Source organism: Bradyrhizobium ferriligni, assembly GCF_056837965.1.
The window spans coordinates 21,352-46,738 of sequence record NZ_JBXEJO010000079.1 but is presented as its reverse complement, the minus strand read 5'-3'; the positions used below and the strand labels follow the sequence as shown (position 1 = coordinate 46,738).

Below are 25,387 nucleotides of genomic sequence, written 5' to 3'. Positions count from 1 at the left end.
TCTACACTTATGCGATCGTCGGCAGCGTCAGATGTTTATAAGAGACAGCCGCCATTCCGAGCGGATCGGCTCCAACCTCCCCTTGAAAAGGGGAGGTCGCTTTGCTCGGCAGAGCAAAGCGGGTGGGGATCTGCTCTCTCGGCTTGCAGCATCGCCTGTGGCTGACCCCCATCCCGACCTTCCCCCTTTCAGGGGGAAGGAGAAGGCGCACCTGTAGCCCGGATGGAGCGCAGCGTAATCCGGGGTTGCTTCAACCGCGGATGGTCCAGTCCCCGGATTTCGCTGCGCTCCATCCGGGCTACGGGGACTACTTGACCTCACCCGCCGCGAACAGCACGAACGAACGCCCCGCCGCCTTGTACGTGCCGTCGAACGCAAACTGCGCGCCCGGCGGCTCTTCCGGCGCATTGGTATCGAGCAGCAGCGACCAGCGCGGGCCGGCCGACGTCGGCGGCAGCTTGAAGTCGACCTCGCCCTCGTAGCTGTTGAGGATAACAAGCACGGTGTCGTCCTCGCCCTCGCGCGCGATCGCGGTCTTGCGCGCGCGGCCGTCGAGCACGACGCCGAAGCATTTGATCCAGCCGGTGGTCCAGTTGGCCTGCGTCATCTCGACGCCTGCCGTGTTGATCCAGACCACGTCGCGGATCTCGAGCTGCGGATCGCGATCGCCGGAGAGGAAGCGGCTGCGGCGCAGGATCGGGTAGTCGCGCCGCAGCCTGATCATTCGCCTGGTGAAAGCGAGCAGCCTCCCGGCGTCGTCGGAAAAATTCCAGCCGAACCACGAGATGTCGTTGTCCTGGCAGTACGCATTGTTGTTGCCGCGCTGGGTGCGGCCGAACTCGTCGCCGCCGAGCAGCATCGGCGTGCCCTGCGAAGCGAGCAGCGTCGCCAGCATGTTGCGCTTCTGCCGTTCGCGCAAAGTGCGGATATCCGGATTGTCGGTCGGGCCCTCGGCGCCGCAATTCCAGGAGTGGTTGTCCGACGAGCCGTCATTGTTGTGCTCGCCGTTGGCCTCGTTGTGCTTGTTGTTGTAGCTCGCCCAGTCGTTCAGGGTGAACCCGTCATGGGCGGTGATGAAGTTGACGCTGGCCCAGGTGCGGCGGCCCTCGCGGTTGAACACGTCGTGCGAGCCGAGCAGCCGCGGCGCCAGGCTGCCCGGCGCCGCCTCGCCGCGCCAGAAATCGCGCACGACGTTGCGGTACTTGTCGTTCCACTCCGCCCAGCCTGGCGGGAAGCCGCCGACCTGGTAGCCGCCGGGACCGCAGTCCCAGGGTTCTGCGATCAGCTTGACGGTCGCGAGCAACGGGTCCTGGTTCATCGCCTTCAGGAAGCCGGACTGCTCGTCGAAGCCGTAGACCTCGCGCGCCAGGATGGTGCCGAGATCGAAGCGGAAGCCGTCGACATGCATGTGGCCGGCCCAGTAGCGCAGGCTGTCCATCACCATCTGGATCACCCGCGGATGCGACAGGTTCACCGTGTTGCCGGTGCCGGTGTCGTTGATGTAGTAGCGCCGCTTGTCGGGCAGCAGCCGGTAATAGCTCGCATTGTCGATGCCCTTGAACGACAGCGTCGGGCCGCGCTCATTGCCTTCGGCGGTGTGGTTGTAGACGACGTCGAGGATCACCTCGAGGCCGGCGCCATGCAGCCGCGACACCATCTCCTTGAATTCGCGCAGGCTGTTCGGCACGTCGGCGGCGTAGCGCGGATCCGGCGCGAAGAAGCCGATGGTGTTGTAGCCCCAGTAATTGGTGAGGCGCTTGTCGAGGAGGTTGCTGTCGTTGATGAAGGAATGCACCGGCAGCAGCTCGACCGAGGTGACGCCGAGCGCCTTGAGATGGTCGATCGCGGCGTTCGAGCCGAAGCCGGCATAGGTGCCGCGCAAATGTTCGTCGACGCCCGGGTGCTGTTTAGTGAAACCCTTGACGTGGGTCTCGTAGACCACGGTCTCGTCCCAATGCACGTCCTGCCGCTGCGCTTCCTGGACCCAGTCGAAATTGGGATCGACCACCACGCATTTCGGCATGAACGGCGCGCTGTCGCGCTCGTCGAAGGTGAGGTCGTCGCCGCTCTCCATCTTGTAGCCGAACGCCGCCGGATTCCACGTCAGGCTGCCGGCATGGGCGCAGGCGTAGGGATCGAGCAGCAGCTTATTAGGATTGAAGCGGTGACCGCCGTCCGGCTGGTAGGGACCGTAAACGCGATAGCCGTAGAACGTCCCCGGCTGCACGCCATTGATGAAGCCGTGAAACACCTGGTCGGTATATTCGGGCAGCTCGAAGCGGTGCGTCTCGCGCTCGCCGTCGAACAGGCAGACCTCGACCTTGGTGGCGTTGGCGGAAAACACCGCGAAATTGGTGCCGTGGCCGCTCCAGTGGGCGCCCAGCGGATAGGGCAGCCCCTCCTCAATGACGTAATCGGACATCGGTCCCCCAGCCATGAGATCAACCTGCAACAAACGCCGCCGCGCGGAAAACGTTGCATGGGCTAGTTTAGCGTCAGTTGCGCTTGGTTCGTATGACGCGGACGGAACGAGATGCAAGGCTCGGCAAGAGATGTCGCGAGAATGCGGACGTATGACTCTCCGCCACAATCTCGATGTCGTCCCGGGCAAGCGCAGCGCGACCCGGGACCCATAATCACGAAAGCAAATTGGCTTGCAAAGCTGGAGCCACGGTGTGCTTCGACAACGCAACCCTGTGGTTATGGGTCCCGGCCCCCGTGCGCAATTGCGCACTAGGCCGGGACGACAGCGGAGGGCTTGTTGAGTGCAATCCTAAATCAGCCGCATGCCCTTGAAGCTGGTATGCCCGTTCTTGCCGACGATGATGTGGTCGTGCACGGCGATCCCGAGCGGCTTGGCGATGTCGACGATGGCTTTCGTCATCTGGATGTCGGCCTGCGACGGCGTCGGGTCGCCGGAGGGATGGTTGTGCACCAGGATCAGCGCGGTGGCGGACAATTCCAGCGCGCGCTTGATCACCTCGCGCGGATAGACCGGGGTGTGATCGACGGTGCCGGTCTGCTGCACCTCGTCGGCGATCAGCTGGTTGCGCTTGTCGAGGAACAGGAGGCGGAACTGCTCCTTGTCGGCGAACGCCATGCCGGTGCGGCAATAGTCGATGACGTCGTTCCAGGATGACAGCGCGATGTTGCGCCTGATCTCGCCCTTGGCGATCCGGCCGGCGGCGGCGGCGAGCAGCTTGATCTGGTTGATCGAGGCATCCTTGACGCCCTCGACCTCGCGCAGCCGCGCCACCGGCGCGTGCACCACCTCGGCGAACGAGCCGAACTTCTTCAAGAGCGCCTTGGCCAACGGCTTGGTGTCGCGGCGCGGGATGGCGGCGAACAGCGCCATTTCCAATAGCTCGTAGTCGGTCAGCGCGTCGGGCCCGGCCGCATAGAAGCGCTCGCGTAGCCGCTCGCGATGGCCGTGATAATGTGGCGTCTCGTCGGGCTGATCGGGGCTGTCACTGGCTTTGGTGGGCATCGGCCACAACCATGCCGTGCTCGCGGCGATTTGCAAGAGCCGATGCAACTACCCAGTTTGCCACGACGCGACCGGCGAATTACCGTTGGCGACAACGGTTCGAGAGCAAAAAGGGGGAGGGCGGCGTGACATCATTCAAGGTGATCCGCTCGCGCGCCGAGAAGCGCAAGGGCGGGCCGAAGGCGCTGGAGAAGCTGCTGCGGCCGCCGGCGGGCGCCAAGGCGCTGGCAAAGCTCGGCGACGACCGCGTGCTGGCCGAGATGACCAGGCGCGTGTTCTGCGCGGGATTTGCCTGGAGCGTGATCGACGCCAAATGGCCGGGCTTCGAGGAGGCCTTCCTCGGCTTTCAGCCCGCCAAGCTCGCCTTCAAGCCCGACGAATTCTGGGAGAAGCTTGTCAGCGACGCCAGGATCGTGCGCAACGGCGCCAAGATCATGTCGGTGCGCGACAATGGCCGCTTCGTGCAGGAGATCGCGCGCGAGCACGGCAGCTTCGGCAAATTCCTTAGCGCCTGGCCGTCATCGGACGAGGTCGGACTGCTGGAGCTGTTGGCCAAGCGCGGCAGCCGGCTCGGCGGCAACACTGGACAGATGCTGCTGCGCTTCGTCGGTTGGGACGGCTTCGTCACCTCGCGCGACGTCGTTGCCTGCCTGCGCGATGCCGGCCTCGATATCGCTGAGGAGGTCAAGTCGAAGCGCGATCTCGCCAAGGTGCAGGCGCAGTTCAACGCCTGGGCGGAGGAGACCGGGCTGTCCTATCTGCATCTGTCGCGGATCTGCGCGATGTCGATCGGAGAGAACCATACGCCCGAGGAGATCGTCGAGCGCACGCGGAGCGACTACTGAACTTGCCGAGGATGACTGGACCTGGATCCGATTACACCTGAACCCGATTACACCTGAACCCAGGGCTTCTCGCCATGGCGTTCGGACAGCGTGAAGATCTCGACGCCGTCGGCGGTGACGCCGACCGAGTGCTCGAATTGCGCCGACAGCGAGCGGTCGCGGGTCACCGCGGTCCAGCCGTCGGACAGGATCTTCACATGCGGCTTGCCGAGATTGATCATCGGCTCGATGGTGAAGAACATGCCGGGCTTCAGCGGCGCGCCTTCGCCGGGGCGGCCGATATGGATGATGTTCGGCTCGTCGTGGAACAGGCGGCCGAGGCCGTGGCCGCAGAAATCGCGCACCACGCTCATGCCCTGCGGCTCGACATAGCTCTGGATGGCATGGCCGATATCGCCGGTGGTGGCGCCGGGCTTCACCGCGGCAATGCCGCGCATCATCGCCTCATAGGTCACCTCGATCAGCCGCTCGGCCTTCCGCGCGATGGCGCCGATCGCGTACATGCGGCTGGAGTCGCCGTACCAGCCGTCGACGATGAAGGTGACGTCGACATTGACGATGTCGCCTTCCTTCAGCGGCCGGTCGCCCGGCATGCCGTGGCAGACCACGTGATTGATCGAGGTGCAGGTCGAGTAGCGGTAGCCGCGATACATCAGCGTCGCCGGATAGGCGCCGTGATCGAAGGCGAACTTGCGGACGAACTCGTCGATGACCGAAGTCGGGATGCCCGGCTTGACGATATCGGTGAGCGCGTCGAGGCATTTCGACACCAGGGCGCCGGCCTTGCGCATGCCGGCAAAGCCGCTCGGTCCGTGCAGCTTGATCTGGCCGGTCTTGCGAAGCGAGGTGTCGGTGGCGTCGATATAGCTCATGGGCGGGCTGTTTCTGCGGGCAAGGGGCTGATTTCAGGCCCTAATTTAATGATCGGCGCGCCCGGCGCAAGCCAAGCTTGGGCATGGGGACATGTCCAAACGGCTTGATTTCCGGGCACAATCCGGAACAGCGGCCACCGGTCCTGCAAAAAGATTGTGCTCGAGGGTCAGTTGGAGACCTCGACCACGCTCTCGACCGGCAGCGCGCCGCCGCGGATGCGGAGTTCCCGCACCGGGTAGGGCACCCGGATGCCCTGCTGCTTGAAGGCGTCCCACAGTGCCAGCATGACGTCGCTCTTCACATTGTCCATGCCGTCAGGGTCGGCGATCCAGAAGGTCAGCGAGAACTTCATGCCGAGCTCGGCGAATTCGGTGAGGATGCAGTTCGGCGGCTTGCCCTTGAGCGCGCGGGCGTGGGCCGCGGCGGTATCGATCGCGAGTTTGCAGACCAGCCTTGGATCGGCGTCGTAGTTGACGGCGAAAGCGATCTTCACCAGCGTATTCTTGTCGGTGTAGGTCCAGTTGGTGACCTTCTGCGTCACCAGGTCCTCGTTCGGGATCAGGAACTCGCGGCCGTCGCCGGCGGCGACCGAGATGTAGCGGGTCTTCATCGCGCTGATCCGGCCCTGGCTGTCGCCGATGGTGACGAGGTCGCCCGGCTTCACCGACTTGTCGACCAGCAGAATGATACCCGAGATGAAGTTGGCGACGATCTTCTGCAAGCCGAAACCGATGCCGACGCCGACGGCGCCGGACAGCACCGCCAGCGCCGACAGATTGATCCCGACGGCGCTCAAGGCAATGGCGACCGCGACCACCATCAGGCCGATGCGAATGATCTTGACCAACAACACCTGGATCGACGGGGTCAGGTCGGTCGAGCGGGTGATCTGGCCGTCGATGAAATTGCTGGCGATATTGCTCAGCCACAGCGCCACGATCAGCAGCGCGCCGGCCTTGATCAGCAACAGCGGCGTCAGCCGCAGACCGCCCACCACGACGGCGAACGAATCCAGCGTCTCGGCGGCCCAGTCGAGCTGGCCGATGATGCTGAGCGCGGCAACCACCCAGGCTGCGATCGAGACCAGCTTGACGATGAAGGCGTTGTCGATCACCGAGGTGACGAGGCGGATCACCAGCCAGGCCAGCGCCAGCTTGGCGGAGACCGCGATCAGATAGCTGCGGCTCGGCCAGGTTGCGTGCCACATCACGATGCGCGAGATGATCATCAGGACCGCGAACACGGCGGTGGAGGCGCTCTTCACCATCACGCGGGCGAAGTGCCGGAGCGGCAGCGGCCAGCGCATCGCCAGCGACGCCATGTCGACCCGCGCATGAATGGCGGTATCGGCGGCGTAGGCGAGGCCCGCGGCGGCGAGGATGATACCGAACTGCAGATAGAACCAGGGCGAGGCGACCTCGGCGCCAACCGAGCGCGCCGCCATTTGGATCGATTCCAGGACGTCCTTCAGGCTCATGTCCATCGGCAAATTCTCAACTTGCAGTGCGGGTCAGCCAAATGTGATTCGAATGCCCAGCGAGAATCCCACAAAGGCGCTCACGCGACCATCGATACAACACAGTGTGGAGGCGACCTAGGGCTGATGAGACCGGGCACATTGCCGCTCATGTCAGAAATCGGTTGGCGTCCCAGTGTGGCGACGATAAGGATGCAATTGCAAGTATTTGAGACCTCCCAAGTCCTTGAGACCTCCGAAGGCGCATGGCATCCCTCGACTCCGTCAGTATAGCGATCCTGCTCGGCGCGGTGCTGGTGATGGCCGGCATCCTGTCGAGCCTGCTGGCCTTGCGGTTCGGCGCGCCCTTGCTGCTGGTGTTCTTGCTGGTCGGCATGCTGGCGGGCGATTCCGGCCCCGGCCGGCTGCAGTTCGACGACGTCCGCACCACCTATCTGGTCGGCTCGGTGGCGCTGGCGCTGATCCTGTTCGACGGCGGATTGAAGACGCGGTTTGCCAGCATCCGCACCGTGCTGGTGCCCTCGATGGTGCTGGCGACCGCCGGCGTGCTGTTGACCGCGCTGATCACGGCGCCGGTCGCCCGTTTCGTGCTCGACCTCAACTGGACCGAGTCGCTTTTGGTCGGCGCCGTCGTGGCCTCGACCGACGCGGCTGCCGTGTTCCTGCTGGTGCACACCCAGGGTCTGCGGCTCCGCCCACGCGTCGGCGCGACGCTGGAGGCGGAATCCGGCACCAACGATCCGTTCGCGATCTTCCTCACCTTGATGCTGGTCGAGTTCATCTCGATCGGCCAGAGCTCGGCCTCGCACATCGCGCTGGAGTTCATCCAGGAGGCGGTGTTCGGCGCCATCATCGGGGTGATCGGCGGCCGGCTGGTGGTGATCGCGCTGAACTATGTGGCGCTGCCGCAGGGCCTGCATGCGCCGTTCGTCACCACGGCGGCACTGGTGATCTTCGGCGGCTCGCAGATCGTGCACGCCTCGGGATTCCTCGCGGTCTATCTCGCCGGTATCATCATCGGCAACCGGCCGACCCGCGCGCATAATTCGGTGGTGACGTTCCTCGACGCCGCGACCTGGCTGGCGCAGATCGTGATGTTCGTGCTGCTCGGCCTCCTGGTCTCGCCGCATCGCCTGCTCTCCAGCGCCGGCGGCGCCGTGCTGGTGGCGTTCGCGCTGATGCTGGTGGCGCGGCCGCTGGCGGTGCTGATCTGCCTCGCACCGTTCAAGTTCAACTGGCGCGAGAAGGTCTTCATCGCCTGGACCGGGCTGCGCGGCGCGGTCGCGATCTTCCTCGCCTCGATCCCGATGCTGGTCGGACTGTCGAAGGCCTATCTCTATTTCGACGTCGCCTTCGTCGTCGTCATCATCTCGCTGCTGCTGCAGGGCTGGACGCTGGCGCCGGCGGCGCGGCGGCTGCATGTCGCGCTGCCGCGCGCCGAACGCGGCCCGCGGCGCGTCGAGCTCGATTTGCCCGGCCAGCTCGAGCAGCAGCTGGTCGGCTATCCGGTGCGGCCGAAGAGCCTGTATTTCCGCCGCGGGCTGATCCCGTCCTGGTCGAAGCCGACGCTGGTGATCCGCGACGAGCGGATCCTGACGCCGACCGAGGCCGATCCGGTCGCGCCCGGCGACTACATCTATCTGCTGGCGCCGCCGAAGCGCGCCGAGGCGCTCGACCGCTTCTTCGTCGACATGGCGCCGTCGAGCGCGCCCGATCCGCATCTGCTCGGCGACTTCATGGTGTCGGCGGAGCATACGCTCGGCGAGCTCGCCGAGATCTACGGCGTCAAGGTCGACGAGCACCAGGCCAAGCTGACGCTCGCCGACTATTTCGACGTCAATCTCGACCGCGCGCCGAAGGAAGGGGCCGAACTGGCGCTCGACGAGATCGTGCTGGTGGCGCGCAGCATCAGCGGCGGCCGCGTCAACGTGGTCGGCCTGCGCCTGCCGGAGGAAGAGGAGAAGGTCGCGCCGCAAACGCGGATGCAGATCGTCAAGCGCAAGCTCGCCGACATCTGGGCGTCGGTGGCGGGGGTCTGAGCCGCGCCGCTAGGTCTTGCGCAGGAAGTTCGAATCCGGGGCGAACTTCTTGATCATGTCGGACAGCCCGTCGTCCGGCGGACCGGATGGGCCCTTGGACGCTGAGTCCGGCTTGGGCTCGCCTTTGATTTTCTGACCGGAAATCTCGGCCAGCGCCGCGAGCAGCGTCTCGTCGAGATTGTCGGCAGGTGTCTTCGCAGGTGGTGTCTTCGCAGGTGGTGCCGGTGGAGAGGCAGGCGCGACGCTACCAATCTCGGGCTCGCGTTTCGCCGGCGACGGCGCGGGCTCCAGCGCCGGTTTGGGGGTGTCCTTGGCGTCCGCCCGCCGGACGGCGGCCTCGCTGACGGCGGCGATCAGCGATGCTTCGAGATCGGCGGGCGTGTCGGCCGGCATCGGCGGCGGTGCCGCTGGCATTGGCGGCGGCGAGGCTGGCACTGGCGGCGGCTCGGCGGGTTTGGCGTCCCGGGGGGCGCGACCGAATAGCGGTTGCCGCTGGCCCGCCGCCTGCGGCCGGCTGTCGGTTGCCTCGCCGGGCTCCTTGTTAAGCTCCTTGTTAATCTCCTTGGCAGGCTTGAAGAGACCCGCACGTTCGGCGGCGATCCTGGCGGAAGCCTCCTCGACCGTGGCGAGCAGGGACGCTTCCAGCGCATCGGCGGAATTGCTCGGCGAAGTCGGCGGCTTGGCGGCAGGGGCGGTCACCGGCTTCGGCGCTGGCCGGGGCGGCAACGGTGGTGGCCGAGATGCTTCGACTGGCGCGGGCGGCAGCGGGACCGCCTGACCGTCGCGGGCGCGCGCGATGATGCCGTCGACGATCGCCGCCAAACGGCCCTTGTCGGGGGCGGCCAGATAGCTCGCCGCCAGCTCATCGACATATTGCGGGCCGTAATCGGCGAGCACATTGGCGATTTGGGCGAGGTCGGGATCGCTCTCGACCAGCCGCCGCCACGCCTCGCGATCGTAGGGCGCGTCGTTGTTCTTGTCGGGCCAGGCCACCCGGCGCGGCTGACGCTGCCCGGTATCCTGGCCTGCGACCGGGTCGAGGGTCGGCGGCTGCAGCCCGTCGCTGAGGTGAGGCGGGGTAAATCCCGAGGCCCCGGCCGGCACGGCAGCATCGGCCGGACGCCGGCCCCGCTCGGCGACCTGCAGCGCGATCAGGCCGACGCCCATCAGCAGGAAGCCGAGCGCGGCCCACGAAATCGTGGCGCACAGCAGTCCGCCGATCAGCAGCAACACCCAGCCAGTCAGTCGCACAGTTCACCCTTCCCCATGCCCGATCGGACGTCCCGACGCGGGCCTAGCAGACAAGATAGGCTATCTTATGCCGACTTTCGGAAAAACGGCCAGCTACCCGCCCGCCGTCAGCACCTTGACACCGCCGAACGCGGTCACCTGGCCGCGGCGCAGCATCACGATCTGGGTGGCGAGCTGGCGCAGTTCGGCCGCGTCGTGGCTGACATAGACCATCGGGACGCCGGCTTCGTCGCGCAGCCGGACCAGATAGGGCAGGATCTCGAGCTTGCGGCTCTCGTCGAGCGCGCCCAGCGGCTCGTCGAGCAGCAGCAGCCGCGGCTTGGACAGCAGCGCCCGGCCGAGCGCGACGCGCTGGCGCTCGCCGCCGGAGAGCTTTCCGGGACGGCGGTCGAGCAGGGCGCCGATGTCGAGCAGGTCGACGACGCGCCGGTGTTGCGCGGGATCCTCGGTGAGGCCGTTCATGCGGCGGCCGTAGTCGAGGTTCTGCCCGACGTCGAGATGCGGAAACAGCCGCGCGTCCTGGAACACGTAACCGATGCGGCGGCGCCAGGTCGGGACGTGGATGCCGGTAGCGGTATCGTCGACGGTCTCGCCGTCGATCACGATGGTGCCGCGGTCAGGACGCAACAGCCCCGCGATGGTGTTGATCAGCGAGGTCTTGCCGGAGCCGGACGCGCCGAACAGGCCGGTGACGCGGCCCTCGCTGCTGAACGAGGCCGCAAGCGAGAACTCGCCGAGCTGCTTGGTGATGTCGACGCGCAGCATGGCTAAAGCGCGATGAGATTGAGTTGAATCGTCATCGCACTTTAGCTCCTTGTTTGAGCATGATCTCTTCGGAAAACCGCTTCACACTTTTCCGGATCATGCTCTATTGCCCGTGCAGGCGCGCGGTGGCACGACGCGCGAACACTTCGGCCGCGACCAGTGCGCCGACCGCGAGCACGATCGAGATGATCACGAGCCGCGCGGCGGCGGTGTCGCCATCCGGCGTCTGGATCAGCGAATAGATCGCCGACGAAATGGTCTGGGTCTCGCCGGGAATGTTGGAGACGAAGGTGATGGTCGCGCCGAACTCGCCGATCGCCTTGGCAAAACCGAGCACCATGCCGGCCAGCACGCCGGGCAGCGCCAGCGGTAGCGTCACCGTCGCGAACACCCGCCAGGGCGCGGCGCCGAGTGTCTCGGCCGCCTGCTCGAGGCGGCGGTCGACCGCCTCGATCGAGAGACGGATCGGCCGCACCAGCAGCGGAAACGACATCACGCCGCAGGCGAGCGCAGCGCCGGTCCAGCGGAACGCGAACACGATGCCGAGATGGTCGGCCAGCCAGCCGCCGACCAGGCCGCGCTTGCCGAAGGTCAGCAGCAGCAGATAGCCCGTGACGACGGGCGGCAGCACCAGCGGCAGATGCACGGCGGCATCGAGCAGCGACTTGCCCCAGAAATCGCGCCGCGCCAGCAGCCAGGCGAGCGCGATGCCGAACGGGGTCGCCACCAGTGTTGCGATGACGGCGACCCGCAGCGACAGCAGGATCGCCGTCCATTCGGCCGGCGAGATCTCGAACACTAGCGTCTGTTCCCGAAGTTCGTATGCAAGTGCGGCTCCTCAGTTACGAACTTCGGGAACAGACACTAGTAAGAGTCAATAGGCCAGTGCCGCTGGTCGATTTGACGTTCCTCACGGTGCGTGCGGCTATCACTGGAGGAACGTCAAATCGGCGGCGCTGGGCTTACGTCGTCGGGCTGATCAGGAATTTGAAGCCGTACTTCTCGAGGATCGTCTTCGCCGTCGAGGAGCGCAGGAAGGCGAGATAGTCGGCGGTCTCGCCCTTCGCGGTCGTGGTCGCCGCGACCGGATAGATGATGGCCGGATGGGTGTCGGCCGGGAAGGTGCCGACGATCTTGACGCCCGGCTCGACCTTGGCGTCGGTCGAGTAGACGATGCCGAGCACGGCTTCGCCGCGCGCCACCAGCGTCAATGCGGCGCGGACGCTCTCGGCCATCGCGAATTTCGGCTCGGCCGCCTGCCAGGCGCCGAGCTTCTCCAGCGCGGCCTTGGCGTATTTGCCGACCGGCACCGCCTTGACGTCGCCGGTCGCGATCCTGCCGTCGCCGGCGAGCTTGGCGAGATCGAAGCCGGGTCCGATGTTGACGTTGTCGATCTTGGAATCCTTCGGCGCGATCAGCACGATCGAGTTGCCGAGCAGGTTCACCCGCGTTTGCTCATTGATGTTCTTCTGCTTGATCGCATAGTCCATCCAGTCGGTATCGGCGGAGACGAACACGTCGGCCGGCGCGCCCTGCTCGATCTGCTTTGCCAGTGCCGAACTCGCGGCATAGCTGGCGGTGATCTTGACGCCGGTCTTGGCGGTATAGGCCGCATCGATGTCGTCGAGCGCGTTCTTCATCGAGGCGGCGGCAAAGACGGTGAGCGTCTTGTCCTCGGCGCTCGCGGGCGAATGCAGCGCGCCGAGCAGGATGACGAAGGCGGTGAAAAGTCCGGCAAGCCTTGAAATTGAAAGTCGTGACATGGAAAGCGCTCCGTGCGAGTTCACGCGCGAACCGGCGCGCAAATCAGGCGTTGGGTGAGGTCTGGCCTGCGACGGACGGAAGCGCTGTTCCGCTGGTCCCCGACGGACTTACGGTCCTCAGGAATATCGCACTGCAAACATAGCAGACTGAGGCTTGCGGTAAAGGCGACCCTTTGACTAACGGATCGTCCTATTCATCCGACGGCTGGATCGCGACCGACAGCGAGTTCTCTTTTGAGCCGCTGACCTGCAGCACGAAGGGGCTGGCGGCGAGGTCATATTTCATGGTCTTGCGGATACCGTCGCAATCGGTCGCGCCGCTGAACGCCTTTGGCTTCAGGAAATGCCCGTCCTGCACCAGGTCGACCCAGGCCCCGGCCGACAGGCTGACGGTATAGAGCCCGGCCTTCGGGGTGGCCTTGAAGCTGGTGAAGCCGGCGAAGGTGCCCTCCTTCGGCGCGCGCTCCGGCGGGGTCGGCAATTTGGCGTCGCCGGGGGGCACCAGCGCCAGCGTGATCGCGGTCGCCGGCAGCGCCGTCTGCTCGCTTCCCGATACGACCTTGGCACGATCGGGCGCGGTCAGCGCGGCGCGTGCGCGCTCGATCGACCATTTGAACTTGTCGCAGCCGCTCGGCTCCTCCGCCGCGAAAGCGGGAGCCGAGACGAGCAGCAGCGATGCGGCGAGGAGCGATTTGCGCATGTCTGGTCCATTCATGATGACGGATGAATAGATCAGCGGCCCCGATCCATCGCCCGAACGCGCTTACGGCGCGACGGCACGAGATCATATCGCAGTTCGAGCCGGCCGGCATAGCCGCCTGACGAAGATGTTATTGCCCTGGCAGCTGCTGTTTGGCGTCGGGGGCGTTCAGCACCGTCCTGCAGTCAGCCGGCATCTGCGCCAGCGTCATCGGCGGGCGGGGTTTCGGCGGCTTCGGCGGCGGCTTCGGGTGCAGCACCGAATCCTTGAACCAGAAGGCGAGATCGGACGGCTTGCAGCCTTCGCCCTCCGCTTGCGGCTTCTGTCCCTCGCAGCCAGGGCTGCCGGGCGGACATCGCATGCGAATGTGGAAGTGGTAGTCGTGGCCCCACCACGGCCGGATCTTCGACAGCCAGCCGCGATCGCCCTTGGCCTCGCGGCACAGCGCCTTCTTGATCGCGGGATTGACGAAGATGCGCTGCACCGCCGGCTCCCGCGCCGCGTCGCGGATGACGAGCACGTGGCCCGGCGTGAAGACGCGTGGATCGATGTCGAGCCGGTCGTCGCGCACCATCATCACCGCCGACATCTCCTCGCGGTCCTCGCGCGACAATTTGCGATCGGGCATCGGCGTCAGCCAGATATCGGCGTCGAGTCCGATCTGGTGGCTGGCGTGACCGGAGAGCGCGGGGCCGCCGCGCGGCTGGCCGATATCGCCGACCAGGATACCCGGCCAGCCGGCGTCCTTGTGCGCGTTGGCCGCCAGCCGCTTCAGCAGCGCGATCATGTTGGGGTGACCCCAGTAGCGGTTGCGCGACAAGCGCATCACCTGCCAGGTGTCGCCGTTGAGCGGCATCTGCGCGGCGCCGGCGAGACAACCCTTGGTGTAGCCGCCGATCGACCGGGTCGGCAACGCCGCCGGCAAAACCTTGCGCGCGAACAGCTGCTTCGCCCCGATCTTTGGATCGTCAGGGTTGGCGAGCGGCGGCAGCGGCTGTGGATTGAGCGAGCCCCTGTCCTGCGCCCGCGCGGAGATGGTGCAGGCGACGAGGGCTAAGATCAGGAGTGGGAACAGACGCAGGCGGGGTGTCATTCGGATCACTCTGTCGGCGCAAGGCTAGCATGGATTCGGAGCAGGCGGACCGCGCTTTCATCCCATTCGCTTGATCGCCCACAGGGTGGATTAAGATTACCCGCGGCTTCCAGGCTCCGATGTGAGCCACGCCACTTTACAAGCGCACGTTGTGGGCGACATCATGTCCGCAATAATTTCAGGGTAGGCGTTATTGTGACAAGCGTATCGTGCGTACGGCCGGCATTTGCCGCCGCGATAGCTGCGTCGATATTGGCGCTCTCCCCGGCGCGGGCCGACGTCGTCGTTCACATCGATAAATCATCGCAGCGCATGGCGGTCAGCGTCGACGGCGCGAGACGCTACAACTGGCCCGTGTCGACCGGCCGCCGCGGCTATGGCACGCCGAGTGGAGTGTTCCGTCCGCAGATGCTGGCGCGCCGCTGGTACTCGAAGAAGTACTATAACTCGCCGATGCCGCATTCGATCTTCTTCCATGGCGGGTTTGCCATTCATGGAACATACGAACTCACGCGCCTTGGCGGGCCGGCCTCGCATGGCTGCGTGCGCCTGCATCCCTCGCACGCCGCAATGCTCTATGGGCTGGTCGAGCGCAATGGCCGCGGCGGCACGCGGATCGAGATCACCAACTAAAGGCATGATCCGGCAAGATGCGATGGCCGAGGCGCACCGCGGCTTAACTGCGCGATAACCCTGCCGCACGCTGACAAACATTGGTGCGCTTGAAGCGTCTTCGGCGCATTCATTGTGCAATCGCGCGCCGGTTTACGCTTCCTTCACCAAGCGCAGGCGCTTCCATGCTGCGAATCTGTGCCGTGCGCCGCTGGCGAACCGCAAGCAAACTCGCGCCCGGCGTGAATTCGCCTGCAAAGCAGGCATGCAAGGCTTCTCAGGCAGCGCAGCTACTCGCCAAGAGATACCAATTTTTCAGAGACTTATCGCAGATATATCGCCGAACTGGAATGCGCGTGGGGCGTGCGATACCGATGATGCGGCCGAAGAAAAACACCAAGAAGCCGAACCAGGCCAAACTGTCCCGTCTTCGGGGCCGCCGGCCCACACCGATGCCGAAAGTGTCGGGCAGATCGCGCCGCCCTGCGGTCGAGATCGGCGAACTGGTGCGCCAGCGCGCGCAGGCCGAGGCCGCGATCGCCGAGGCGCGCAAGTCCAACGCGCGGCTGCGTGAGGCGATCGACATCCTGCCGCAGGGCATTGTGTTCCTCGACCCCGAAGGCCGCTACACGCTCTGGAACAAGAAATACTCGGAAATCTACAAGCGCAGCTCCGATCTGTTCGAGCACGGCGCGCGCCTCGAAGACACCATCCGCGTCGGCGTCGCGCGCGGCGACTATCCCGAGGCTGCCGGCCGCGAGGAGGCGTGGATCGCCGAGCGGCTCAGGAAGATGTACCAGCCGGGCGAGCGGCACGAGCAGGTGCTGGCCGATGGCCGCGTGGTGCTGATCGAGGAGCGGCTGACCTCGGATGGCGGCATCGTCGGCCTGCGCGTCGACATCACCGAACTGAAGCAGCGCGAGGCGTCGTTCCGCCTGCTGTTCGACGGCAATCCGGTGCCGATGATCCTGTGCGCGCTCGACGGCGAGCGGATCCTCGCGGTCAACGATGCCGCGATCGCGCATTACGGCTACGTCCGCGCCGAATTCGAGCGGATGACGATCAGGAGCCTGCAGGCGTTCGATGCCGAGCTGCCCTGGGCGGCGGGTCGCAGCAGCGACGAGCAGGCGGCGCGGACCTGGAAGCATGTGCGCGCCGACGGCACGCTGATCGACCTTGCGATCTATTCGCGCCAGCTGATGCATGGCGACCAGCCGGCGATGCTGCTCGCGCTGATGGACATCACGGAACGCAAGCGCGCCGAGGCGCGGCTCGCCTTCATGGCCCAGCACGACAGCCTGACCGGCCTGCCCAACCGCAATCTGCTGCGCCAGCAAATGGACGAGATGCTGCAGCACACCCGCCGCTCAACCGACAAGGTCGCGGTGCTGATGCTGGGTCTCGACAATTTCAAGGCGGTCAACGAGACGCTCGGTCACGGCATCGGAGACAAGCTGCTGCGCGCGGTCGCAAAGCGCCTGCGCTCGACGCTGCGCGAGGAAGATGCGCTGGCCCGTCTCAACTCCGATGAGTTCACCATCGTGCAGGGCGGCGTGATGCGGCCCGAGGACGCGGTGTTGCTGGCGCGGCGGATCTTGGACGCGATCGGCGAGCCCTATCTGCTCGAGGGGCATTCGGTAGTGATCGGCGCCAGCATCGGGATCGCGATGTCGCCCGGCGACGGCGAGGATTCCGAAAAGCTCCTGAAAAGCGCCGACATGGCCTTGTCGCGCGCCAAGAGCGAATTCCGCGGCACCTTCTCGTTCTTCGAGGCGGAGATGGACGCCCGCGCCCAGAGCCGCCGCAAGATCGAGATCGACCTCCGCGATGCGATCCAGAACGAGGGCCTGCGGCCCTATTACCAGCCGCTGGTCGATCTTGCGACCGGACGCATCACCGGCTTCGAGGCGCTGGTGCGCTGGCCGCATCCGGAGCGCGGCATGATCTCGCCGGGCGAGTTCATCCCGGTGGCCGAGGAGACCGGGTTGATCAATCCGCTGGGCGCGCTGATGCTGCATCGCGCCTGCATGGACGCCGCGCAATGGCCTGACGACGTGCGCGTCGCGGTCAATCTGTCGCCGCTGCAATTCCGTACCGGCAATCTGCTGGCGCTGGTCACCGACGCGCTGCGGCAATCCGGCCTGCCGGCGCGGCGGCTCGAGCTCGAGATCACCGAGACGCTGCTGCTTGAGAAGAGCAGCCAGGTGCTGGCGACGCTGCATGCGCTGCGTGCGCTCGGGGTGCGGATGTCGATGGACGATTTCGGCACCGGCTATTCGAGTCTCAGCTATCTGCGCAGCTTTCCGTTCGACAAGATCAAGATCGACCAGTCGTTCGTGCGCGACCTCGGCGCGAACCCGGACGCGCAGGCGATCGTGCGTTCGATCGTCAGTCTCGGCATCGGGCTCGGCGTCACCATCACCGCCGAGGGCGTCGAGACCGAGGCAGAATTGAGCTGCCTGCGCGCCGAAGGCTGCCACGAGGGCCAGGGCTTTCTGTTCAGCCGCGCACGGCCGAACCCCGAGGTTATCAGCCTGCTGAAGGCGCAGCGCGTCGCGACGGCGCTGGTGGCGTAGAAAGGCGGTACCCGCCACGTCATTGCGAGCGAAGCGAAGCAATCCATCTATCTTCACGGGCGGTGAGGTGGATTGCTTCGTCGCTTCGCTCCTCGCAATGACGGAGATTACGTCCTGCTGCCCGCCGTCCGCTTCTTCAAATGATAGGTCAGCGCCAGCGCCACGCAGTGGCGCAGCGCGGGCTCCGGCAGCTTGCCCGCGACATCGAGCAGGATGGCGCGGTTGCCGCTGTAGCTGAGCTCGGGATAGAGCTCGCGGAAGGTCTCGACCAGATTGGTCTGGCAGTGGAAGTAGACCGCAACCTGATCGGCGGCCGGCTTCACCTGATCGATCCGGACCGTGCTGCCGCTGCCGGTCTCCGGCGTGAGATAGCTCGGCTGGCCCCATTTCAGCGTTTCTTCCAGCGCGCCGACGCCTTTGGTCGCCTTCGCGGTCTCGAAGATCAGGCGCCGCAGCGCCAGCAGCCTGGCCTTGACCGGGGCAGGGTAGGCGTCGAACAGCGCAGCTGCCGGTTTCGCGTGCGACCGTGATGCCGCCTTGCTGGTCAATGTTGCCGGCTTGCGCATGGTGGGCTCCGCGAGGAGGACTTGCCACGTCTATCTACCACAGCGCCTTGAAGGTCATATAGCCCGCCATCAGCGAGACGAAGACGATCATCGCGCTGCGCAACCGCGCGCGGTCGATGCGGTTGGCGGCGCGAGCGCCGAGATCGGTGCCGGCGAGCAGGCCGACGATCACGCCCGCCAGCACCGGCCAGGACGCCAGCGAGCCCTCGCTCCAATAGATCCAGGCCGAGGGGATCGTGGTCGGGATCAGCGACATCACGAGGCTGGCCATCTGCGCCTGATGCTGCGGCATGCCGAGCACGGCGCTCAGTCCAACCACGGTCGCCAGTCCGCCGCCGATGCCGAGAAAGCCCGACGACAGGCCAGCCAGCAGCCCGACGACGAGCAGCGCCGGCCAGGATATGTCGCGCGCGGTGACTTTGTCGTCATGCTTCGCCTCGTCGCGTCCGCCGCGCAGGATCAGCATCGCGTCGAGCACGACGAGATAGGCCACATAGGTCCAGCGCAGTGCGGGCTCGGCGACATGGTTGGCGGCGAGCGCGCCGGCCGCGCCGCCGGCGACGAAGCCGACTGTCAAGAGCGCGATCCAGCGCAATGGCGTGCGGTTGCCGCTCTGCCAATAGCGCCTGATCCCGGTGAGGCTGGTCGGCGGCACCTGCGCGACCAGCGAGATGCCCTGCGCGACGTGCTGCCCGGCGCCGAGCAGCAGCACCGAGAACACGACCAGTCCGCCGCCGGGGCTGACGCCGAGCAGCCCGGCGGTGAGGCCGCCGGCAAGGCCCGTGGCGATGCCGGCGAGAAGGTCGTGGACGATCACCGCATCCCCCGTCAGCGCCTGGCGGCAAGGCCGGCGAGGAAGATGTCGAAGGCGTGCATCGCCTCCGCGGTCGAGACGGTCTCGCCCCACAGCCGTTGCAGCACGATGCCTTGGAACATCGCGACCATCGCCCGCGCCGCACCGCGCGGCTGCACGTGAGGATCGATCGCGCCGCTCTTCTGGCCGCGCCGCAGCAGGTCCACGATCAGGGCGATCGGCTGGCGGATTCCGCTCACCACCTGGTCGCGGACCACGTCGTCGCGCAGCGCCTCCGCCCAGAGCTGCAACGCGACGCGGCGGGCGCGCAGGCCTTCTTCCTTCTGCAGGTCGCCGAGAAAGGCGCGGGCGATCGACCGCAGGCTCTGCAACACATCGTCCGATGGATCCTTGAGCGCCAGCAGCGCACTGTCGCGGCCATGGCGGCTTTCGCCGATCGCCTGGATCAGCTCCTCCTTGCCGGTGAAATGCCCATAGATGCAGCCAGCGCTGAGCCCGGACTGCTTGATCACGTCCTGGATCGTGGTCTGGTGAAATCCCTGGCGGGCAAAGCAGATCTCCGCGGCCTGCAGGATCTCCTCGCGGCGGATCGCGAGGGTCTCGGGTTTCACCTTCGGCATGGTCGGGTCCTTGTCAGGTCGCAGTCGGCCGACGCGGCGGGCTTGACGATCATTCGCCGTCATTATAAAGAACGAATACTCGTTTTGTAAAGAGGGAGGCTATCGCCATGATCGGCTTTGCAAAGCTTCTGTGGCATCCGGGCGCGGCTGAGATCGCCCAAGTCGAGCTGCCGTCGACCGGCACGCGCATTGCGTTCCTGCTGGCGTCGTTCGCGATCGTGCTGCTGTTCGAGGCCGCTTTTCCGCTATTCAGCTATGCGCGCGGTGACCGGCTGCGCAATATCGGCCGCAACGCCGCCATCACCTTGATCTTCGTCGGCGTGAACCTGCTGCTCAGCCCGCTGTCGCCGCTGGCCGCGCAGTGGACGCTGGATGCGAAATTCGGCCTGTCGCACTGGCTCGGCCTGTCACCCCTGAACCAGCTCCTGCTCGGCATCATCGGGCTCGACCTGTTCGCCTATTTCGCCCACGTCTCCATGCATAAGCTCGGCTGGATGTGGCGCTTCCACCGCATGCACCACGCCGATCACTTCGTCGACGTCACGACGGCCTTCCGCGAGCATCCCGGCGAGACGCTGTGGCGGATCGGCTGGCACATCGCCGGCGTGGTCGTGTTCGGAACGCCGGCCTGGGTGCTGGTCACCTATCTGACGCTGTCGGCGCTGAACGCCCAGTTCGAGCACGCCAATATCCGCCTGCCCGAGCGGCTCGACCGCTGGCTGCGGCTCGTCTTCGTGACGCCGAACATGCACAAGATGCATCATTCGCGTCATCAGCCGGAGACCGACAGCAATTATTCCAACCTGCTCTCGATCTGGGACCGGCTCGGCGGCACCTATGATCGCGGTCCGCGCTTCGCGGAGCTGCGCTATGGCCTCGACGGCTTTGATGATCCCGAGAAGCAGTCGCTGCGCGGACTGCTGAAGATGCCGTTCATGCGCGATTGGGGGCGGGCTGGGGCAGGGCCGGACGATAAAGCGGATCGATCAGCGCCGCCGCCCATGTTGCCGTGGCCATGATCGTGGCCTGGTCCTGCTGCGTCATAGCTCCGAGGCGTATGCTTTCTGTCCCGTCATCCTGAGGAGCCGCGTAGCGGCGTCTCGAAGGATGGATCGGCCCCGCTGGTGGCCGTCGACCCTTCGAGGGCCGCTGAAGAAGCGGCCACCTCCAGCGACAAAGGCGAAGCCTTTGCGCGGGGGTGACGGATGACGGGTATTGTGCCTATGACAAGGCAAGATCAGGCCGCGTTGCGCAGTCCGGCGAGGAAGGTGTCGACGCTGTGCGACAGCGCGGCGGCGTGATCGCCAAGCTGGCCGGACGTATCCAGCACATTGCCGGTGAGGGCCCGCGACTGGCCGGCGGCCTCGCTCGCGCCCGCGATATTGGCGGAGACCTCGACGGTCCCGGTGGACGCCTGCTGCACGCTGCGGGCAATCTCCCGCGTCGCCGAGTCCTGCTGCTCGACGGCGGCCGCGATCGCGGTGGCGATACCCGAGATCTCGCGGATGGTGCCGCTGATGTCGCCGATCGCGCTGACGCAGTTGCCGGTGGCGGACTGGATCGCGCCGACCTGGCCGGCGATCTCCTCGGTCGCCTTCGCGGTCTGGCTCGCGAGGTCCTTCACCTCGGCGGCGACCACGGCAAAGCCGCGGCCGGCCTCGCCGGCGCGCGCGGCCTCGATGGTGGCGTTGAGGGCCAGCAGATTGGTCTGGCTCGCGATCGCGCTGATCAGGCGCAGCACGTCGCCGATCTTCTCCGCCGATGCGGCGAGGCTCGTCACCATCTCGGTGGTCTCCATGGCCTTGGTCACGGCGCTGTCGGCGACGCGGCTGGAATGGGTGACCTGGCGGCCGATCTCGGTGATCGAGGACGCCAACTCCTCGGTCGCGGCCGCGACCGCGTTGACGCTGGCGGAGGCTTCCTCGGACGCGGCGGCTGCCGCCGAGGTCCGTTCGGAGGCGCCGTTGACGCTGGCCGTGATCTCGTTTGCGACGCGCTGCATGTCGCCCGAGGACCGTGCGACGGCGGCGACCATGCCCTTGACGTCGGCTTCGAAACGGTCGGCCATCTGCCGCTGCAATTGCTGCTTGTCGGCCTCCGCCTTCACCTTGTCGGCCTCCTGCGCCTCGCGCAGCGAGGAGGTTTCGACCATGCTGCGGCGGAACACGTCGACCGCCTTCGCCATCGTGCCGAGCTCGTCGCGGCGCTCGCTGCCGGGGATCGTGACGCTGGTGTCGCCGCGGGACAGGCGGTTCATGACAGCGGTGATCGCGGTGAGCGGCCGTGACAGGCCGCGGCCGAGCAGGAACGCGAGCAGTACGGCCGCGGCCAGGATCGCGACCGTGCCGAGGATCAGATTGCGCTGCGCGCTCGCCGCGGCGGCTTCATAGTCGCTGGTGTCCTTGACGATCTCGAGCACGGCGACCGGTTCGCCGGCGTAGTTCTTGATCTGGCCGAGATAGAGCTCCACCGCATGGCCGTCGAGAACGGCGTCGCGCAGCAGGGCCGAACCGTTCATGACCCGCTTGAGCTCGTCCTGGGTCGCGACCACGGTGTCGCCGAAGGTCGAGGACAGCCGCCTGAAGCTCTGGCCGTCGTAGGAATGCACCGCGAGGTCGATGCCGAAGCGCTTCTTGGCGCGGTCGACGAATTCCTTGCCGAAGGCGGCGCCGACGTCGACATTGGCCAGCGTCTTGCCGTCTCGCATGATCGGGGTCATGCCGAAGATCGAAAGCGCTTCGCGGCCGGGCTCGACGCCGACGATCGGCTTGCCGGTCCTGTTCGATTCCACCACCGTGGTGCGCCGCGTCGAGGCGTCGTCGCCGAAAGTCTTCGGCGCATGGACCCGGTAGAAGCTGGTCGCCGGGGGCTGCCAGAACGAGATCAGCGGGATGCCCTGCGCCTTCATCGACGCCCAGGAGGCGCCGAGCAGCTTTCCGAGGCCGTCGCGGTCGCCCTTGGTGATGGCATCTTCGACCGGCGGCAGAGCGGCGATGACCGCCGAGACCGCGAGCGCGGCGCGCCCCTCGTAGTCGATGGCTGCAATCACGCTGTCATATTGCAGCTTGAGCTGCTGATCGAGCGCGAGCCGCGTCAGCGCCCGCTGCTGGCTGATGGAGAAGCCGCCGAGGATGGCGCAGGCGACCGCGACAGTCAGCGAAATCGCCAGAATGAGGCGGGCGGCAATCGATCGAAGCGTGAACATGGGACCAGCGGAACTCCAGGCATTAGCGCCGTCCGCAAACTCCCAGAAAAAGCTTAACAACCGGATGTTGCGCCGCCGGTATTCGTGCCGCGACCATGGCCGCCGGTGCTACTTTCGTACTGTTCAACGTCTGGCCTGACAGGGCCGGCCAGCTGCGCGCATCAATAGGGATGTGTCGCTCAGGGGCGAACGCGGATGATCGTACTCCCTTTGCTTCGCGCGGTCGGATTTAAGGCGGCGACGGCCTCGTCGAGAGTCGAGATGTTGCCGATGTTCGTCCGCAGGCGTCCGTCCCGCACCCGCTGGACGATCTCAGTCAGTTGGGAACGATCGGACTCGACGACGAAGTCGACCGCCAGGCCGTCGGAGGGTCGCGCCTCGGCCGGCCCAACGATCGTCACCAGTGTTCCTCCGCCTCGAATCAGTTTTACCGACCGCTTCTGGATTTCACTGCCAATGACGTCGAACACCAGATCGACTTTACCGACGTCCTCAAGGGCATCGTTGTCGAGATCGACGAACTTGTTCGCGCCGAAGTCGAGCACAGTCTGACGGTCGGCGGACCGCCCGGAGCCGATGACATACGCGCCGGCCTCTCGCGCGAGTTGCGTCACCATCGACCCGACTGCGCCGGCCGCGCCGTGTGCGAGGACGCTCTGCCCCGCCTGGAGGCGGCCGTGCTGGAATAGCCCTTGCCATGCCGTCAGGCCCGAGACCGGAAGGCTTGCGCCCATCGTGAAGTCGACGTCGCCCGGAAGCGGCGCCAGATTGCGTGCCTCGATCGCCACATACTCGGCCAGCGTGCCGTCGCGATACCAGTCCGCTAGACCGAACACCCGCTGTCCCACCGATAGCCCTGTAGTGCCATATCCGAGAACGGTGACCACTCCGGCCAGCTCGTGCCCCGGGATCGACGGTGTTCGGTCACGATCGAGGCGATCGGTCCAGGTCGAGGGCCACGCCAGCTCAGTCGGGACGAATCTCGACGCATAAACCTGAACGACGACATCATTTATCGCTGCCTGCGGCTCGGGCCGGTCTACCAGCTTCATCCCGGCCGTTCCCGCGGCTTGGTCCGTTACAACGATCGCCTTCATGGGAATACTCCTTGTCTCTTGGTGGAACTGCTGCAGAGCGCGCGGACGCGCCGACTAACCGAGAAATGCCAAGGCAGTTCGGTTGCTTAGTACGAACGAATAGATGCGCTGTGCCTGCTCATAAAACAGCACCAAGATTGCGAATTTTGGCTGTACCAAGCGCGACGGCTGCACCCTGCGAGCTCAATGCGCTATCGCACCGCTGAAAAATCCGGGCAGTCGACAGAATCCTTTTTTGCACAGTCCGGGACCGAAATTCAGATTGCGAGGGCCGCCAAGCGTCATGCTCGCTGTTGGCCCAAAACCGACATGCCGTGGTCACCCGGCGATCAGGTTCTAGGGGTAGAGCCGACATCGCGGATTTATGAGTACGCGCCCTGGTTCAATCCGACTTCATCGCGTCGTCGGCGGCGCCGAGAGATTCCCCGCCAGGATTGCCTTGCCGGCGTCCTCATATTGGGTGTCGCGGGCCTGGATCTGCTGCGCGATCGCGTGCATGTCGCGAAAGCGCCGCTCGAACGGGTTCTTGGCGAACACCGCCGTTGCGCCCGACATGTGATAGGCGATGTCGACCACCGCGGCCGACTGGTGGATGGTCCAGGTCGAGGCGATGCGGATCGCGATGCGATGTGCCTCGGTGATCGGATCGCCGCGGGCGAGGTCGCTCCAGACGTCGTGGGCCGTCGCGTACAGATAGGCGCGCGCGGCGCGCAGGCTCGCCTCGGTGCGGCCGATCTGCCCCTGCACGGCGTTGTTGTCGCGCATCGCCTTGAGGCCTTGCGGGGTCTTGCCGCGGGCAAGCTCGGTCGCCGCGTCCAGGATGGCGCGCGCGACGCCGAGCGAGGTGGCGGCAAAGCCCATGCTGAACACCATGTTGGTCGAGAGCTTGTAGAGCGGGCCGCCCTCGCGGCACGCGGCCGGATCGTCGCGCAGCGCGGCGAATTTCTGGGGGATGAAGAGATTGTCGACCGAATAGGAATCGGTGCCGGTGCCTTTCAGGCCGATCACGTCCCAGACGTCGTACATCACGGCCTGCGACATCGGAAACAGGATGGTGCGGATCTCCGGCGAGCCGTCGGCCTTCTTGCGCGGTGAACCGTCGGCCTCGACGATTCGGACATGGGCGCCGAGCCAGCTCGCCTGCCGCGAGCCCGAGGCAAAGTCCCAGCGCGCGCTGGCGCGATAGCCGCCGGGCTCGGCGCGCACCTCATGGGCGATCGCGCCCCAGGCGAGAATGCCGGGCGCGGTGTTGAAGATCTCGTTCGCGGCGTCGGGTTCGAGATAGGCCGCGGTCATGGCGCAGACGCTGCACTGGCCGAGGCACCACGCCGTGGATGCATCGGCCTTGGCGATTTCCTCCTGCATCTGCATGAACGCGTCCAGCGTCGCCTCGGCGCCGCCAAAACGCTTCGGCAGCAGCGCGCGATAGAGTCCGTTCTCGACCAAGGCCGCGGTGACGGATGGCGTCAGCCGCCGCGTCCGTTCGATCTCGTCGGCTTCGCTCGTGATCAGCGGCGCCAGCGCGCGCGCCCGCTCAACAAGGTCGAATCCCTGCGGCTTGTTCATGCGTGTCCTCGGCGCCTTCTGTCATTCTTGTTGGGCGG

Annotated in this window: 21 protein-coding genes; 5 read left to right on the top strand and 16 right to left on the bottom strand. The window is 66.0% G+C overall.

The features are described 5' to 3' along the window. Positions 1-307 precede the first annotated feature (307 nt). Together glgX and radC are read right to left on the bottom strand one after the other, a co-directional pair. Positions 308-2,422 (bottom strand): glycogen debranching protein GlgX, encoded by a 2,115-nt coding sequence (glgX, locus tag AC1VNY_RS34940; protein ID WP_482408585.1) that lies wholly within the window; start codon positions 2,420-2,422, stop codon positions 308-310. A gap of 351 nt (positions 2,423-2,773) precedes the next feature. Next, positions 2,774-3,487, bottom strand: coding sequence for a RadC family protein (gene radC, locus AC1VNY_RS34935; RefSeq protein ID WP_482408584.1), 714 nt, complete (start codon positions 3,485-3,487; stop codon positions 2,774-2,776). Positions 3,488-3,612: 125 nt separating this feature from the next. Here radC and AC1VNY_RS34930 point away from each other — a divergent pair, with 125 nt between their 5' ends. Beyond that, positions 3,613-4,332, top strand: coding sequence for a DNA-3-methyladenine glycosylase I (locus AC1VNY_RS34930; RefSeq protein WP_482408583.1), 720 nt, complete (start codon positions 3,613-3,615; stop codon positions 4,330-4,332). Between the two features lie 47 nt (positions 4,333-4,379). Here AC1VNY_RS34930 and map read toward each other — a convergent pair whose 3' ends face one another. Together map and AC1VNY_RS34920 are read right to left on the bottom strand one after the other, a co-directional pair. Then, a complete protein-coding gene (gene map / locus AC1VNY_RS34925) occupies positions 4,380-5,204 on the bottom strand; it encodes a type I methionyl aminopeptidase (RefSeq protein ID WP_016844429.1) in 825 nt (274 codons plus the stop codon). 167 nt (positions 5,205-5,371) lie between these two features. After that, positions 5,372-6,688: a mechanosensitive ion channel family protein gene (locus tag AC1VNY_RS34920; protein ID WP_028340442.1), complete on the bottom strand. Its 1,317-nt coding sequence runs from the start codon at positions 6,686-6,688 to the stop codon at positions 5,372-5,374. Positions 6,689-6,927: 239 nt separating this feature from the next. Between AC1VNY_RS34920 and AC1VNY_RS34915 the strand changes: the two genes are divergently transcribed. Then, positions 6,928-8,721 (top strand): potassium/proton antiporter, encoded by a 1,794-nt coding sequence (locus AC1VNY_RS34915; RefSeq protein WP_028340443.1) that lies wholly within the window; start codon positions 6,928-6,930, stop codon positions 8,719-8,721. Positions 8,722-8,730: 9 nt separating this feature from the next. On the opposite strand, the gene AC1VNY_RS34910 is transcribed toward AC1VNY_RS34915, so the two are convergent. The 6 genes from AC1VNY_RS34910 to mepA form a co-directional block, all read right to left on the bottom strand. Further along, on the bottom strand, positions 8,731-9,972 hold the full coding sequence (locus AC1VNY_RS34910; protein WP_482408582.1) for a hypothetical protein: 1,242 nt from the start codon (positions 9,970-9,972) through the stop codon (positions 8,731-8,733). A gap of 93 nt (positions 9,973-10,065) precedes the next feature. Beyond that, positions 10,066-10,737, bottom strand: a complete 672-nt coding sequence (modC, locus tag AC1VNY_RS34905; RefSeq protein ID WP_304557456.1) for a molybdenum ABC transporter ATP-binding protein — start codon at positions 10,735-10,737, stop codon at positions 10,066-10,068. A gap of 103 nt (positions 10,738-10,840) precedes the next feature. Then, positions 10,841-11,536: a molybdate ABC transporter permease subunit gene (gene modB / locus AC1VNY_RS34900; protein ID WP_038385027.1), complete on the bottom strand. Its 696-nt coding sequence runs from the start codon at positions 11,534-11,536 to the stop codon at positions 10,841-10,843. Between the two features lie 163 nt (positions 11,537-11,699). Beyond that, positions 11,700-12,485, bottom strand: a complete 786-nt coding sequence (gene modA, locus AC1VNY_RS34895; RefSeq protein WP_482408588.1) for a molybdate ABC transporter substrate-binding protein — start codon at positions 12,483-12,485, stop codon at positions 11,700-11,702. Between the two features lie 205 nt (positions 12,486-12,690). Then, entirely contained in the window at positions 12,691-13,200 is a 510-nt protein-coding gene (locus AC1VNY_RS34890; RefSeq protein WP_482408581.1) for a hypothetical protein, read from the bottom strand. Between the two features lie 130 nt (positions 13,201-13,330). Continuing rightward, positions 13,331-14,293, bottom strand: coding sequence for a penicillin-insensitive murein endopeptidase (mepA, locus tag AC1VNY_RS34885; RefSeq protein ID WP_304498384.1), 963 nt, complete (start codon positions 14,291-14,293; stop codon positions 13,331-13,333). 195 nt (positions 14,294-14,488) lie between these two features. Between mepA and AC1VNY_RS34880 the strand changes: the two genes are divergently transcribed. Both AC1VNY_RS34880 and AC1VNY_RS34875 read left to right on the top strand, forming a co-directional pair. After that, on the top strand, positions 14,489-14,926 hold the full coding sequence (locus tag AC1VNY_RS34880; RefSeq protein WP_276469627.1) for a L,D-transpeptidase: 438 nt from the start codon (positions 14,489-14,491) through the stop codon (positions 14,924-14,926). 353 nt (positions 14,927-15,279) lie between these two features. Then, positions 15,280-17,481 (top strand): putative bifunctional diguanylate cyclase/phosphodiesterase, encoded by a 2,202-nt coding sequence (locus tag AC1VNY_RS34875; RefSeq protein ID WP_482408587.1) that lies wholly within the window; start codon positions 15,280-15,282, stop codon positions 17,479-17,481. 107 nt (positions 17,482-17,588) lie between these two features. On the opposite strand, the gene AC1VNY_RS34870 is transcribed toward AC1VNY_RS34875, so the two are convergent. Genes AC1VNY_RS34870 through AC1VNY_RS34860 form a run of 3 tightly spaced genes read right to left on the bottom strand, consistent with a single transcriptional unit; the run spans position 17,589 to position 19,481 of the window. Beyond that, positions 17,589-18,047, bottom strand: coding sequence for a DUF1801 domain-containing protein (locus AC1VNY_RS34870; protein ID WP_482408580.1), 459 nt, complete (start codon positions 18,045-18,047; stop codon positions 17,589-17,591). 34 nt (positions 18,048-18,081) lie between these two features. Then, positions 18,082-18,864 carry a sulfite exporter TauE/SafE family protein gene (locus AC1VNY_RS34865; protein ID WP_482408579.1) on the bottom strand — a complete coding sequence of 261 codons (783 nt, stop codon included), beginning with the start codon at positions 18,862-18,864 and terminating at the stop codon, positions 18,082-18,084. 11 nt (positions 18,865-18,875) lie between these two features. Beyond that, entirely contained in the window at positions 18,876-19,481 is a 606-nt protein-coding gene (locus AC1VNY_RS34860) for a TetR/AcrR family transcriptional regulator (RefSeq protein ID WP_461193788.1), read from the bottom strand. A gap of 107 nt (positions 19,482-19,588) precedes the next feature. Between AC1VNY_RS34860 and AC1VNY_RS34855 the strand changes: the two genes are divergently transcribed. Continuing rightward, entirely contained in the window at positions 19,589-20,500 is a 912-nt protein-coding gene (locus tag AC1VNY_RS34855; protein ID WP_482408578.1) for a sterol desaturase family protein, read from the top strand. 218 nt (positions 20,501-20,718) lie between these two features. On the opposite strand, the gene AC1VNY_RS34850 is transcribed toward AC1VNY_RS34855, so the two are convergent. The 3 genes from AC1VNY_RS34850 to AC1VNY_RS34840 all read right to left on the bottom strand — a co-directional run bounded on the left by AC1VNY_RS34850 (position 20,719) and on the right by AC1VNY_RS34840 (position 25,349). After that, positions 20,719-22,686: a methyl-accepting chemotaxis protein gene (locus AC1VNY_RS34850; RefSeq protein ID WP_482408577.1), complete on the bottom strand. Its 1,968-nt coding sequence runs from the start codon at positions 22,684-22,686 to the stop codon at positions 20,719-20,721. Positions 22,687-22,865: 179 nt separating this feature from the next. Beyond that, positions 22,866-23,783, bottom strand: a complete 918-nt coding sequence (locus tag AC1VNY_RS34845; protein ID WP_482408576.1) for an NADP-dependent oxidoreductase — start codon at positions 23,781-23,783, stop codon at positions 22,866-22,868. Positions 23,784-24,176: 393 nt separating this feature from the next. Further along, positions 24,177-25,349 carry an acyl-CoA dehydrogenase family protein gene (locus AC1VNY_RS34840; RefSeq protein ID WP_482408575.1) on the bottom strand — a complete coding sequence of 391 codons (1,173 nt, stop codon included), beginning with the start codon at positions 25,347-25,349 and terminating at the stop codon, positions 24,177-24,179. Positions 25,350-25,387 lie beyond the last annotated feature (38 nt).